This is a genomic window from Pseudomonas sp. HMSC067G02 (assembly GCF_001813485.1).
Lineage (GTDB): Bacteria > Pseudomonadota > Gammaproteobacteria > Pseudomonadales > Pseudomonadaceae > Pseudomonas > Pseudomonas aeruginosa.
The window spans coordinates 38660-52073 of the sequence record NZ_KV812664.1 but is presented as its reverse complement, the minus strand read 5'-3'; the positions used below and the strand labels follow the sequence as shown (position 1 = coordinate 52073).

Below are 13414 nucleotides of genomic sequence, written 5' to 3'. Positions count from 1 at the left end.
ATCACTCGCTATCCAGGTGCAATTGGGTGTCGACATTACCCTTGTCTTCGCCTTCGGCGAAACTGACGTCGATCAAGTAGATGCGATCGTCCGGCAACTGGCCTTTCTCCACCAGGTAATCCTTGATCCGGGTGGCCCGGGCCTGGCCGATCTGGCGCAGCAGCACCTGGCTCTTGGCCCAGGAAGCGATCACCGCTTCGCGCATCTTCGCGGTGCGTTCGTCGCTGTCCAGTTCCTTCCACTCGGCCGGTGGCTGCTGCTTCAGGCGGGTCCGGTAGATGCCTTCGAGCAGCGGCGCCTGCATGTTCTCCGGTACCTCGAGTTGCTTGGCGTCGCTCGGGACCTTGTCGCCGCGACGCTGGAGCATGCGGTAGTAGGTGTTCTGGTATTCCAGTTCGAGACGCTTGGCGCCGATCGAGGGACCGTCAGCCGCGGCGGAGGCCACGCCTTCCACTTCCAGGCGCAGCGCCGGCCGCTCCTTGAGCGCATCGGCGAGCTTGTCGAGGTTGGCCTGGGCTTCCGGCGTCAGCTCGTCGCTGCCCGCGGCGAAGGGTACCGTGCCGAGATCCTCGTTGCCGCCGGCGGCGAGGCCGGCGATGAACTTGAACGGCGCCTGCACGGCGCGCAGGACCAGGTTGCGCAGGGTCTGCCAGACGATCGGCATGACGCTGAACTCCGGGTTGTTCAGATCGCCGGCCACCGGCAACTGGATATCGATGTTGCCCTTGGTGTCCTTGAGCAGGGCTACCGCCAGCTTCACCGGCAGGTCCACGGCATCCGGGCTGTCGACCTTCTCGCCGAGTTGCAGGCCTTCCAGCAGGACCTTGTTTTCCGCCTTCAGTTGGCTGCGTTCGATCTGGTAGTGCAGGTCCAGGTTGAGTCGCCCCTTACGGATGCGGTAGCCGGCGAACTTGCCGGAATAGGGCGTCAGGGTGGTCAGCTCGACGCGCTTGAAGCTGGTGGTGATGTCGAGTTTCTTCAGCGGGTCGAATGGGTCCAGTTCGCCGGCGATGGTCACCGGTGCGTACTTGTCTACCTTGCCCTTGATGTCCACCTTGGCCGGCTGCGAGTTGCGCGTGTCGAGGGTGCCGACTTCGCCGCTGAGCTGCTGGATGGCGGTACCGAACGGCGGCATCAGGGTCAGGTCGGCGAAGTTCGCCGAGCCGTTGTTGATCCGTACGCCGCCGATGTGGATGCCCAGCGGCTTGCTCGCCGGCGCGTTCTTGCTTTCGGCGGCGGCCTTGCCGGACGAACTACCCGGTTGCGGGATGATCAGCTCGCTGACGTTGGTGCTGCGATCTTCGTTGATGATGAAGCGGGCGTAGGGCTCCTCGAAGGACACGCTCTGGATCGACAGGCTGTCCTCGTGCCGATAGGCGAGGCCGTTGAGGGTCAGCTTGGTCCATTTGACGAAGTCGCGGTCCTTGATGGTATCCAGGGTATGCAACTGGCTGACTTCGGCGCTGCCGTCGACGCTGAAGGCCAGCGGCTCGACGCTCTTCAGGTCGACCGCCAGCTCGCTGCCAAGGAAGCCGCTGCGCAGTTCCAGGCGGATGAACGGCGAGATGTAGGCCTGGGCCACGCGCAGGTCGATGTCGCGGGTACTGACCTTGAGCTTGGCGCTGACCGGGTCGAGCACCACCTGGCCGCTGGCCTGGACCTGGCCGCGGTTGCCGAGGCCGGTCTTGAGCTTGAGGTCGAAGGGGGTCTTGCCGAGGCTGTCGACGTTCTGCAGGTCGAGGTCCAGCGGGCCGACTTCCAGCGGGACCTCGGTGGCCGGCTGGCGATCCACCAGGTGCGCCTTGTAGCCGCGCAGCTGGGCGTCGCGCAGGACGATGTGCCAGGGCTTGGCGGGCGTCTCCGCGGCGGCTTTCGTACTTTCCGGCGGAGGCGTCTTTGCAGTGTCGGCGAGCTGTTGCGGAGAGTCGCTGGCCGCCTTGTCGATTTCCGCAGTCTTGGCCGTTTCCTGCCCGGTTGCCTTGCCGGTCTTCGGAGCCTTGTTCGTCTCTTGCTTGGCTACCTTGTCGGCAGTGCCTTCCGCGACCTTGGCGGACTCTTTGTCGTCCGTTGCCCTTTCCGTCTCGGCGACGCTGGCGTCCTTCTCCGCAGGCCTGTCCTTGCCCGCGTCGCCCGAGGCTATCGCGGCTGCCTTGGCGGCACCGTCGGTTGCCGGTTCGCGGGTGGTCTGCGCCGCGTCGGCCGGGGCAGCGGCGGGATCGGTGTTTTCCGCCGGCTTGGGCGCAGGCGCCTTGCGTGGCGGCGGAGTGAAGTCGGCGAACAGTTTCTGCCAGTCGAGCTGGCCGTCCTTCTCGCGCGCGGCCCAGGCTTCCAGGCCCTGGCTACGGACTTCGCCGAGCACCACTTCCTGCTTGGCCAGGTCCAGGGTGGTAGCGGCCACGTCGAGGCTGGCGAGCTTGGCCAGCGGCTTGCCCTGGGGCGAATTGATGCTGAAGTCGGCGAGTTTCAGCGCGGCCTTGTCGAGCAGCAGCTGGGTGTCCTTGGACAGGTCCAGGCGATAGTCGCTGGAGAGGCTGACCACGCCGTTCTCCAGCACCAGCGGGGCATTGTCGCGGACATAGGGCCACCAGGCCTTGAGCTGGATATCCTTGACGCTCAGGTGGCCCCTGGACGTGATCGGCACCAGGGTCAGGTCGCCTTCCCAGTCGAGGCGGCCGCCGTTCGGGCCGGTGGCGACCAGGGTCATCTTCGCGCCGTCGTCGGGCAGGGTGCTGAGGTTGTGCAGCTCGAAGCCCAGCGGATCGAAGCTGAAGTCCACCGGCTCGCTCGGTCGCAGGTCCTGGAAGTGCAGGCTGCCCTCGGCCAGTTGGATGCGGTCGATGCGCAGCGGGAACGGATCGCTCGGCTGTTCAGGCTCGGGCGATTCGCTCGGCGGGATCCTGAACAGGCTGGCCAGGTTGAGCTGGCCCTTCTCGTCGAACAGCAGTTCGGTATGCGGACCTTCCAGCTCGACGTCGGCCAGGTGCAGCTGGCGTTTCCACAGGCTGTCCAGCTGCAGGTTGGCGTACAGCCGGCGGAAGGCGAGCTGGGGGTTCTTCTCCTCGCCCAGGCGCAGACCCCAGAGGGTCAATTCCAGGCTGAAGGGGTTGAATTCGATACGTTCGAGACGTGCGGGGACGGTGGCGTATTGCGCCAGTTGCTGGTTGGCGACGCGCAGCCCGATGCCGGGTATGAGCAGGAAGCCCAGCAGGCAATAGACGAGGAAGGTGATCAGCAGGGCGCTGACAGCGCGTTTCAGTCCTTTGGGCATGGCTCTCTTTCGTTTTCCGTTCTAAGCGGTGCGTTGGAGTATGGCACGGCCTCAAGGTTCCGACCGTGATTCGCGCCGTTTCAGAGCCTTTGGACGGGTATTCTTGCTGTCACGGCACGAAAGTTCAGTGACTCACCGGCGGCAGCCCCATGCGCCGGCAGGCTCTATGCATCGAAGCGTTGCGCACCGCCCAGCGCAGCAAGGGTACGCTGCGCCTGACGCTGCCTCGGATCAGGCGGCGTTGCAGCGGACTGAACGGGAGGTCGAGCATCGATCCGGCCCATTCCGGCAACAGCTCGGCGCCTGCGCGCAGCATCAGCGCGCCGAACGGCCTGGCCAGGGTGCTGGGCGCTGGTGCGTTGAAGAGAATCCGCACCACTTCGCGGGTGCGTTCGTCGCAACGCAGGCGTGGACGCATCGCCTCCAGGTAGGCGGCGATCTGCTGGCGGTCGCGCGGTACCGCGCGGGCGCCGAGGCGTTCGGCGACCAGGGCGATTTCCGAGTAGTAACGGTCCTGCTCGCTGCCCGGCAGGTCGGGATTGAGATAGCGCAGGTAGGACTTGAGAAAGCTGCTGACCTCGGCGACATGCACCCAGGTCAGCAGGTCCGGGTCGCTGGCGGAGTAGGGCGTGCCGTCGGGCAACTGGCCAATGACGCTTTCGTGGATGCGCCGGACCCGCTCGATCAGTCGCTCGGCATCGGCCAACGGGCCGTAGGTGGTGGCCGAGATGAACTGACCGGTACGACGCAGGCGCCCGAGCAGGTCGTCGCGGAAATTGGAGTGGTCCCACACCCCCGCCAGGGCCAGCGGATGGAGCATCTGCAGGAGCAGCGCGCCGATGCCGCCGATCATCATGCTGCTGAAGTCGCCGTGGACCTTCCAGCAGGCGGCGTCGGGGCCGAACAGGCCCGGATCGCCTTTCGGCGATTCGAAGTCGACACCGCCGACGGCGAGCCCGGTAAGGCTCAGCACCTGGCTTTCAATATGGCGACGGACGCTTTCCATGGGGGGCTCGCTACGACGGGGCAGGCACGAGCTTAACCCAGGCGCCGGAGCGACTGGAACCGTCCCGCGCCGCAGGGCGGCGGGACGGTTGCGCGGGTCAGCGGTTGAGGCGATTGTCGATCAACCCCTGCACCACTCCCGGATCGGCCAGGGTCGAGGTATCGCCGAGACTGTCCAGCTCGTTGCAGGCGATCTTGCGCAGGATACGCCGCATGATCTTGCCGGAGCGGGTCTTCGGCAGGCTGGGCGCCCATTGCAGGTGATCCGGCTTGGCGAAGCTGCCGATCTCCTTGCCGACCAGGGCCAGCAATTCCTGTTGCAGCGCCTCGCTGGGCTGACTGCCGGCCATCAGGGTGACGAACGCGTAGATGGCCTGGCCCTTCACGTCATGCGGGCAGCCGACCACCGCCGCCTCGGCCACCGCATCGTGCAGGACCAGCGCGCTCTCGACCTCGGCGGTGCCGATCCGGTGTCCGGAGACATTGATCACGTCGTCGACCCGGCCGGTGATCCAGTAGTAGCCGTCCTCGTCGCGGCGCGCGCCGTCGCCGCTGAAGTAATACCCGGGGTAGGGCTTGAAGTAGGTGTCGATCATCCGCTGGTGGTCGCCGTAGACGCTGCGGATCTGACTCGGCCAACTGGCCTTGATCGCCAGTACGCCGCTGCCCGCGCCGTCGATTTCCTTGCCTTTCTCGTCGAGCAGCACGGGTTGCACGCCGAAGAACGGGCGGGTCGCCGAGCCTGGCTTCAGCGCAGTGGCGCCGGGCAACGGGGTGATCAGGATGCTGCCGGTCTCGGTCTGCCACCAGGTGTCGACGATGGGGCAGCGCTTCTCGCCGACCACCTGGTAGTACCACTCCCAGGCCTCGGGGTTGATCGGCTCGCCCACCGAGCCGAGCAGGCGCAGGCTGCTGCGCGAGGTCTGGCGGACCGGGGCGTCGCCTTCGCGCATCAGCGCGCGGATCGCGGTCGGCGCGGTGTAGAAGATATTCACCTGGTGCTTGTCGATCACCTGCCAGAAGCGCGAGGCGTCCGGGTAGTTGGGCACGCCCTCGAACATCAGGGTGGTGGCGCCGTTGGCCAGCGGGCCGTAGACGATATAGCTGTGTCCGGTGACCCAGCCGACGTCGGCGGTGCACCAGTAGACGTCGCCATCGTGGTAGTCGAACACGTACTTGTGGGTCATCGCCGCGCCGAGCAGGTAGCCCCCGGTGGTGTGCAATACGCCCTTCGGCTTGCCGGTGCTGCCGGAGGTATAGAGGATGAACAGCGGGTCCTCGGCGTCCATCGCTTCCGCCGGGCAGTCGGCTGAGGCCGCGTGGAGCGCCTCGTGGTACCAGATGTCGCGGCCTTCGACCCAGGGTATGTCGCCCTGGGTGCGCTCGACCACCACCACGGTGGAGACGGCTGGGCAGTCCTTCAGCGCCTTTTCCACATTCTGCTTCAGCGGGATGTACTTGCCGCCGCGCACGCCCTCGTCGGCGGTGATCACGGTGCGGCAGTCGGCATCGAGGATGCGGTCGCGCAGCGAGTCCGGCGAGAAGCCGCCGAACACCACCGAGTGCACCGCCCCGATGCGGGCGCAGGCGAGCATGGCGTAGGCGGCCTCGGGAATCATCGGCATGTAGATGCAGACCCGGTCGCCCTTTTCCACGCCGCGGCTCTTCAGCACGTTAGCCAGGCGGCAGACGTTGTGGTGCAGCTTGCGGTAGGTGATGTGCGCGGATTCGCTGGGGTTGTCGCCTTCCCAGACGATCGCGATCTGTTCGCCGCGGCGTTCCAGGTGGCGGTCGATGCAGTTGTAGGCGACGTTCAACTGGCCGCCCTTGAACCAGGTGGCCTGGCCTTTCCTCAGGTCGCCGTGGTGGACGCTGTGCCAGGGCTTGAACCAATCGAGGAAGGCCTTGGCCTGCTCGCCCCAGAACTCGTCGGGGTTCTCGACGGATTGGCGGTACAGGCGCTGGTAGTCGTCGTCGTTCAGGTAGGCACGCTGGCGGACGGCGTCCGGCACCGGGTGGACGCTGATCTCGAACATGGCGGTTTCCTTTGTTTTTCTGCTCCGCAAGGTGTCGAGAGACCGCACGCGGCCCCTCTTCAGGTTCGACCAAGGGTGGGCCAGGCGAGTGCCATGTTCAAGTGCCAAAGGCGCGAGCGGGGAAGGCGCCGGGGTCAATCGCAGGGCGGAATGAAAAAGCCCGGCCTAGGGCCGGGCTTTGGGGAGAGGCGGATCAGCCGCGATGGCGGCCGCGGAAGAAGTCGATCAGGCCTTGGGTCGAGGCGTCCTCGGCCGGGGTTTCCTCGCTGCCGACCAGGCGCGAATAGACACCCTTGCCGAGTTCCTTGCCAAGCTCCACGCCCCATTGGTCGAAGGCGTTGATGCCCCAGAGGATGCTCTGTACGTAGACCTTGTGCTCGTACATGGCGATCAGCGCGCCGAGGCGGCGGGCGCTGATGCGCTCGACCACCAGGGTGTTGCTCGGTCGGTTGCCCGGGATCACCTTGTGCGGCGCCAGGCGCTGCACTTCGGCTTCCGGCAGGCCCTTGGCGCGCAGTTCGGCCTCGGCCTCCTCGCGGCTCTTGCCGAGCATCAGCGCCTGGCTCTGCGACAGGCAGTTGGCGTACAGCCACTGGTGATGGTCGGCCACCGGGTTGTAGCTGCTCACCGGGACGATGAAGTCCGCCGGGATCAACTGGGTGCCCTGGTGCAGCAACTGATGGTAGGCGTGCTGGCCGTTGCAGCCGACACCACCCCAGATCACCGGCCCGGTGCCGCTGGTGACCGGCGTACCGTCCTGGCGCACGCTCTTGCCGTTGGATTCCATGTCCAGTTGTTGCAGGTGGTCGGTGATATTCCGCAGATAGTAGTCGTAGGGCAGGATCGCGTGGCTGTTCGCGCCCCAGAAGTCGCCGTACCAGACGCCGAGCAGGCCGAGCAGCACCGGGATGTTGCGTTCGAACGGCGCGGTCTGGAAATGCTGGTCCATGTTGTAGGCGCCGGACAGCAGTTCCTTGAAGTTGGAGATGCCGATGGACATGGCGATCGGCAGGCCGATGGCCGACCACAGCGAGTAGCGGCCGCCGACCCAGTCCCACATGGGGAAGATGTTTTCCTCGCGGATGCCGAAGGCGATCGCGGCCTCCTTGTTGCTGGAGACGGCGATGAAATGGCGGTAAAGCTCTTCCTCGGTGCCGCCCTGGGCCAGGTACCAGGCGCGTGCGGCCTGGGCGTTCTTCAGGGTTTCCAGGGTCCCGAAGGACTTGGAGGAAACGATGAACAGGGTGGTCTCGGCGTTCAGGCGGCTGGCCAGTTCATGGAACTCGCTACCGTCGATGTTCGCCAGGTAGTGGCAGCGCACGCCTTTCTGGGCGAACGGCAGCAAGGCTTCGGATACCAGTTGCGGGCCGAGGAAGGAGCCGCCGATGCCGATGTTCACCACGTCGGTGATCGGCTTTTCGGTATAGCCGCGCCACAGGCCGTTGTGCACGTAGCCTACCAGCTCGGTCATCTGGTGCAGGACGCGATGGACTTCCGGCATCACGTCGACGCCATCGACCAGCACCTTGTCGCCGATCGGTCGACGCAGCGCGGTATGCAGTACCGGCCGGCGCTCGGAGGCATTGATCGCCTCGCCGTCGAACATCGCCCGGATCGCGTCGCTCAGCCGTGCTTCCTCGGCCAGCTTCACCAGCAGGTCGATGGTGTCCTGGCGAATCAGGTTCTTCGAGAAGTCGAGGAACAGCCCACAGGCGCTGAAGGAAAACCGCTTGAAGCGCTCCGGATCGTCGATGAACGCCTGGCGCATTCTGAAGTCCTGCAGTTCCTGGCGATGGGCGGCCAGGGCGCGCCAACTGTCGAGTTGCGTGGCATCCAGCGGAGTGAGGTGGTGCTTCATGGCTGACCTTCTGGTTGGAATTCGATGGCGCACTTATTTGAACATGAAAAAGCCCGGATGAAACCGGGCTTTATCCAGAGGGGGCGAGGTCAGGCGACCTGTATCGGAATCGCCTCGCTGGTATGGCTGAGCTGGTTGCCCGGCGCCATGTACAGCATGCGCGGCTTGTGGCTGGCCAGTTCGGCTTCGCTGTAGTGTGCGTAGGCGCAGATGATCACGCGGTCGCCGACCTTGGCCTTGTGTGCCGCGGCGCCGTTCACCGAGATCATCTTCGAGCCGTTCTCGGCGCGGATCGCGTAGGTGGTGAAGCGCTCGCCGTTGTCGACGTTGTAGATCTGGATCTGTTCGTACTCGCGGATTCCGGAGAGGTCCAGCCAATCGCCGTCGATGGCGCAGGAGCCTTCGTAGTCGAGGACGGCATGGGTGACTTCGGCGCGATGCAACTTGGCTTTGAGCATGATGGCGTGCATGGGGCGACTCCTATCGGGTCCGCGGGGGGCGGCAGAGTATGGCGAGTCCGTGGTGAGCGCTCAAGCCCCCGGGAACCGGGGGCTCGGCATGTGTCAATCGAGGTGGACTGAGAGGTTGTCGATCAGCCGGGTACTGCCCAGGTAGGCGGCGGCCAGGATCACCAGTTGGCGGTCGCCGGGTACCCCGGGGCGTAGGCTGATCGGCTCGCGGATTTCCAGGTAGTCGGGGCGCAGCCCGGCCTGTTCCAGGGCCTGGCGGGCGTCGGCGAGCAATGCCGGGAAGTCCTCGGCGCCGGCGCGTATGCGTTCGCCGAGCTGCCGCAGGGTGCGGTAGATCGCCGGGGCGGCGGCGCGCTGCTGCTCGTCGAGGTAACCGTTGCGCGAGGACAACGCCAGGCCATCGGCGGCGCGCACCGTCGGCTCGCCGAAGATCTGCACCGGCAGGTTGAGGTCGCGGACCAGCTTGCGGATCACCGCCAACTGCTGGAAATCCTTTTCGCCGAACAGCGCGAGGTCCGGCTGGACCATGTTCAGCAGCTTGCTGACCACGGTCGCCACGCCTTCGAAATGGCCGGGACGACTGGCGCCGCAAAGGCCTTCGGAGACGCCGGGAACATGGATGCGGGTCTGCCCGTCCATGCCGTCGGGGTACATTTCCTCGACGGTCGGGGTGAACAGCAGGTGGCAGCCGGCTTCGAGCAGGCGTTCCTGGTCGGCTGCGAGGGTTCGCGGGTATTTGTCGAGGTCTTCGCTGGGGCCGAATTGCAGCGGGTTGACGAAGATGCTGACGACCACGAAGTCGGCGCGTTCGCCGGCTTTCTTTACCAGCGCGGCATGGCCGGCGTGGAGGTTGCCCATGGTCGGCACGAAGCCGATGCGCTTGCCTTCGCTGCGGGCGCGCGCCACCGCGGCGCGCAGTTCACGGACGGTCTTGACGGTGTTCATGCGTTGAATCCGTGTTCGGCGGCGGGGAAGGACACGTCCTTGACGGCGCGGACATAGGCCGCGATGGCGGCCGGGATGCTCTCCTGGCCTTGCATGAAATCCTTGACGAACTTGGGCGAGCGGCCGGTCAGCGAGAGACCCAGCATGTCGTGCATGACCAGCACCTGGCCATCGGTCGCCGCACCGGCGCCAATCCCGATCACCGGGATCTTCACCGCCTGGGTGATCTCTTCGGCCAGCACGCTGGGCACGCACTCCAGCAGCAGCATGGCGGCGCCGGCCTGCTCCAGGGCGATGGCATCGGCGCGCAACTGGCGCGCCTGGGTTTCCTGGCGGCCCTGGACCTTGAAGCCGCCGAACAGGTTGACCGCCTGCGGGGTCAGGCCGAGATGCGCGCAGACCGGCACGCCCATCTGTGCCAGGCGGGCGATCGGCTCCGCCAGCCAGGCCCCACCCTCCAGCTTGACCATGTGTGCGCCGGCCTGCATCAGGCGGACCGCGTCGGCAAGGGTCTGGGCCACGGAATGGCTGGATTCGAAGGCCAGGTCGGTGACGATCAGGGAACCTTTGTTACCGCGTTTCACGCAGGCCGTGTGATAGGCCATTTCCTCGTTGCTGACCGGCAGGGTGCTGTCGTGACCCTGCAATACCATTCCGAGCGAATCTCCGACCAGAAGCACGTCCACGCCGGCCTGGCTGGCGGTGTGGGCGAAGGTGGCGTCGTAGCAGGTCAGCATGGCGATCTTCTCGCCGCTCTGCTTCAACCCTTGCAGGGTGGTCAGGGTTACATCAGGCATGGAAAGGCTCCTCGTTGGGCCGGTGATGAGCCGGCGCGGGGCAAACGGCCACTTATAGTCCGGATGGGGTGGCTCGAAGTCAATTGCAGGTGTTACCGCATTGTTACGGCGTTACTGCCACTGCCGAACGCCGCGCCGCCTGCGGTTGCGCGCGCAGTGTACGCCCATCCGCGACGTCCTTCGTCAGCTTTTCGGTAACAGTGTGAAGAGCCCGCCGCGAGGTATCCGCGCAGCGGCGGGCAGGCAGGGTCAGGCGCCCGGAAGGCGTTCGATGCCCTCGAACGGACAGGCCGCGAGCAGCTCCGGCAGGTGGCGGCCATCGGGCAGGCGCAGGTCGGGGGCGAGATCGGCGAGGGGATAGAGCACGAAAGCGCGCGCCTGCATGTGGTAGTGCGGCACCTTCAGGCGCGGCAGGTCGAGCAATTGTTCGCCGAACAGCAGGATGTCCAGGTCGAGCGTGCGCGGACCCCAGCGCAGGTCGCGGACGCGCCCCTGTTCCAGTTCGATGGCCTGCAGGGCGTCGAGCAGGTCGAGCGGCGCCAGGTTGGTGTCGAGGGCCGCCACGCCGTTGACGAAGCGCGGCTGGTCGGCGGGGCCGAGCGGGTCGCTGATGTAGAGCGGCGAGACGGCGACCAGGCGGGTCTCGGGAAGCCGCTCGAAGGCATCGAGGGCAGCCTGGATCTGCTCGCGCGGTTCGGCCAGGTTGCTGCCCAGCGCCACGTAGACGCGCTGGATCATTCGCCGCTTCCGCCGCTGCCTTCCTTGCGCGGCCCGCGGCGCCGACGGCCGCTGTTGCCGCCGCGGCGACGCTTGCGCGGGGCGCTGCCGTCTTCCTGGCTGACCAGGTCGCGGATCATGTTGCGCCGCTCGCTGTCGCTGACTTCCTGGTAATCGGTCCACCATTGGCCGAGTCCTTCGGTTTCCTCGCCGGCACTTTCGCGCAGCAGGAGGAAGTCGTAGCCGGCGCGGAAGCGCGGGTTTTCCAGGAGCAGGTCGGCGCGCTTGCCCTGGCGTCGCGGCAGACGTTCCTGCATATCCCAGATCTCGCGGATCGGCAGGGTGAAACGCTTGGGAATGGCGATCCGCTGGCACTGTTCGCTGATCAGTTCGTGGGCGGCTTCCTGCATCGCCGGGATGGCCGGCATGCCTTTCTCCTGCAACTGCGCGACGCGTGCCGGCAGGGCCGGCCAGAGCAGTGCGGCGAAGAGGAAGGCCGGGGTTACCGGCTTGCCCTGGCGAATTCGCGCATCGGTATTGGCCAGGGCCTGGCGGATCAGCTTGCCGGTGTAGTCGGGGTTGGCCTGCAGTGCCTTGGCGCTGGCCGGGAACAGCGGCGCGAACAGTTCGTACTCGACCAGCAGTTCGAAAGTGCGCTCGGCCCGGCCGGCGAGGAACAGCTTGAGCACCTCGTCGAACAGGCGCGCCGAAGGGATTTCCCGCAGCAGCGGGGCCAGCCGGCGAATCGGCGTGGCGCTGTGCTTTTCGATCTCGAAGTCGAGCTTGGCGGCGAAACGTACCGCCCGCAGCATCCGCACCGGGTCTTCCAGATAACGCTGCTCCGGATCGCCGATCAGGCGGATCAGGCGATTGCGGATGTCGTGAACGCCATTGGCGTAGTCCAGCAGCCGCTCGCTGGTGACGTCGAAGTACAGGGCATTGATGGTGAAGTCGCGGCGCTGGGCGTCGTCTTCCAGGCTGCCATAGACGTTGTCGCGCAGGATGCGGCCGCTTTCGTTGCTGGACGCGCGGCTATCGCCATCGTCCTGGCCTTCCGGGTGATGGGCGCGGAAGGTGGCGACCTCGATGATCTCGCGGCCGAAGTGCACGTGTACCAGTTTGAAGCGGCGGCCGATGATCCGCGCGTTGCGGAATTCGGCGCGGACCTGCTCCGGCGTGGCGCTGGTGGCGACATCGAAGTCCTTGGGAGCGATGCCGAGCATCTGGTCGCGTACGCAGCCCCCGACCACGTAGGCCTGGTAGCCGGCACGCTGGAGGATCTCGACGACCTTGACGGCGTTCCGGCTGAACTGGTCCCGGCGCAGGGAGTGCTGGTTGTTACCGATGACTTCCGGGGTTGTACGGACGGCGCGCGGACGGCGCAGGGGGGAACGAATGGTCTGGATCAGCTTTTTCAGCATGGATGTGTTATCGGGAGCACGATGTGGGTGATTGCACGCCTGCGTTGCTCAAACAGGACGGACGTCGGGTAATGCTGCGGCATTATCAGGACCTCTCGGGCGAGGCGTGTTCTGTACCCGTTGAATGTTTGGCCCCGCGACGCACAGGGCGTCCCGGGCGCCGGAACCGACTGCGCCATGCATCCTGACAGAAACGAACAGGGGCCGTACATCCTGTTCCCGCGAAGCGGGAGAGGGCCGGGAAGGCTGCGGTGAATCTGGCAAGGCATGCGGATGGCCGCATAGTCTGCGCGGATTCTAGCATTGGATGGGGAAATGGTGTAAGGCGAAGGAAAAACGGGAAAAACGGAGGGAGGGGTGAAGCTACTGGGGGAGCCGAAGCTCCCCCCCAAGTAGGTGCGTGCTTTGTTTTTATTATGATTTCGGGCTTGTTGTTTTTGTTTGTCGACCCGTCCCTTGAGCCAGTCGCTTCAGGGATATCTCCCAGGCTGGGAGTTCAATAGCAAACGGATTGCTTTGGTCGCTGATGCTGCCATGATCGTCGAACGATCCAACCAGTCTGTGCGCTGCCTCAAGGCAGTTTTATTCTTCTTCCGACTGGCTGCGGGACGGGTCCCGACAGCAACTCCTCTCCAAAAGAATCAGTTAGCTGCGCCTCCGCGATTTTGTTTTTGTTGTGCTGGAGTCGTTACGTGTTGTTTTTATTGTCTTCGTCGTTGCTTGTTATTGTTGTTGTGCCAATACATAAGCAGATGCCGTGCCAGTTTTTCGAAACCCAGTAAAATCAAGGGGTTGAGGTTTTCGGTGGGTCGGCGGAGGGCACAAAAAAACCGGGTTCCCGTTACCGATGAACCCGGTTTCTGTTACGCGGTACGTCCGCGGTAACAGGTTGCAGGG

At 65.4% G+C, this 13414-nt stretch carries 9 protein-coding genes; all 9 read right to left on the bottom strand.

The window, feature by feature from the left end; genetic code table 11:
- Position 1: 1 nt before the first annotated feature.
- Positions 2-3268, bottom strand: coding sequence for a DUF748 domain-containing protein (locus HMPREF2914_RS11975; protein WP_023092637.1), 3267 nt, complete (start codon positions 3266-3268; stop codon positions 2-4).
- A gap of 124 nt (positions 3269-3392) precedes the next feature.
- A complete protein-coding gene (locus HMPREF2914_RS11970) occupies positions 3393-4274 on the bottom strand; it encodes an oxygenase MpaB family protein (RefSeq protein WP_003113910.1) in 882 nt (293 codons plus the stop codon).
- A 97-nt stretch (positions 4275-4371) separates the two neighbouring features.
- The gene (gene acs / locus HMPREF2914_RS11965; RefSeq protein WP_023092636.1) at positions 4372-6309 is read right to left on the bottom strand and encodes an acetate--CoA ligase; all 1938 of its coding nucleotides are present in this window, start codon (positions 6307-6309) and stop codon (positions 4372-4374) included.
- 193 nt (positions 6310-6502) lie between these two features.
- Complete coding sequence (gene pgi / locus HMPREF2914_RS11960) at positions 6503-8167, bottom strand: glucose-6-phosphate isomerase (RefSeq protein ID WP_003100194.1); 1665 nt, start codon at positions 8165-8167, stop codon at positions 6503-6505.
- Between the two features lie 89 nt (positions 8168-8256).
- Positions 8257-8637, bottom strand: coding sequence for an aspartate 1-decarboxylase (panD, locus tag HMPREF2914_RS11955; protein ID WP_003095150.1), 381 nt, complete (start codon positions 8635-8637; stop codon positions 8257-8259).
- A gap of 93 nt (positions 8638-8730) precedes the next feature.
- Positions 8731-9582 carry a pantoate--beta-alanine ligase gene (panC, locus tag HMPREF2914_RS11950; protein ID WP_003121072.1) on the bottom strand — a complete coding sequence of 284 codons (852 nt, stop codon included), beginning with the start codon at positions 9580-9582 and terminating at the stop codon, positions 8731-8733.
- Positions 9579-10379 carry a 3-methyl-2-oxobutanoate hydroxymethyltransferase gene (gene panB, locus HMPREF2914_RS11945; RefSeq protein ID WP_003095147.1) on the bottom strand — a complete coding sequence of 267 codons (801 nt, stop codon included), beginning with the start codon at positions 10377-10379 and terminating at the stop codon, positions 9579-9581. Before panB ends, panC begins: the two co-directional genes overlap by 4 nt.
- 249 nt (positions 10380-10628) lie before the next feature.
- Positions 10629-11117: a 2-amino-4-hydroxy-6-hydroxymethyldihydropteridine diphosphokinase gene (folK, locus tag HMPREF2914_RS11940; RefSeq protein ID WP_003095144.1), complete on the bottom strand. Its 489-nt coding sequence runs from the start codon at positions 11115-11117 to the stop codon at positions 10629-10631.
- On the bottom strand, positions 11114-12517 hold the full coding sequence (locus HMPREF2914_RS11935; protein WP_003135224.1) for a polynucleotide adenylyltransferase PcnB: 1404 nt from the start codon (positions 12515-12517) through the stop codon (positions 11114-11116). The genes folK and HMPREF2914_RS11935 overlap by 4 nt, the downstream gene beginning before the upstream one ends.
- Positions 12518-13414 lie beyond the last annotated feature (897 nt).

Bases quoted from the DNA above. Each gene is read 5' to 3' on its own strand.
- panB (WP_003095147.1), bottom strand. From the start codon at position 10,379: ATGCCTGATGTAACCCTGACCACCCTGCAAGGGTTGAAGCAGAGCGGC.
- HMPREF2914_RS11975 (WP_023092637.1), bottom strand. From the start codon at position 3,268: ATGCCCAAAGGACTGAAACGCGCTGTCAGCGCCCTGCTGATCACCTTC.
- folK (WP_003095144.1), bottom strand. From the start codon at position 11,117: ATGATCCAGCGCGTCTACGTGGCGCTGGGCAGCAACCTGGCCGAACCG.
- acs (WP_023092636.1), bottom strand. From the start codon at position 6,309: ATGTTCGAGATCAGCGTCCACCCGGTGCCGGACGCCGTCCGCCAGCGT.
- HMPREF2914_RS11935 (WP_003135224.1), bottom strand. From the start codon at position 12,517: ATGCTGAAAAAGCTGATCCAGACCATTCGTTCCCCCCTGCGCCGTCCG.
- panD (WP_003095150.1), bottom strand. From the start codon at position 8,637: ATGCACGCCATCATGCTCAAAGCCAAGTTGCATCGCGCCGAAGTCACC.
- pgi (WP_003100194.1), bottom strand. From the start codon at position 8,167: ATGAAGCACCACCTCACTCCGCTGGATGCCACGCAACTCGACAGTTGG.
- panC (WP_003121072.1), bottom strand. From the start codon at position 9,582: ATGAACACCGTCAAGACCGTCCGTGAACTGCGCGCCGCGGTGGCGCGC.
- HMPREF2914_RS11970 (WP_003113910.1), bottom strand. From the start codon at position 4,274: ATGGAAAGCGTCCGTCGCCATATTGAAAGCCAGGTGCTGAGCCTTACC.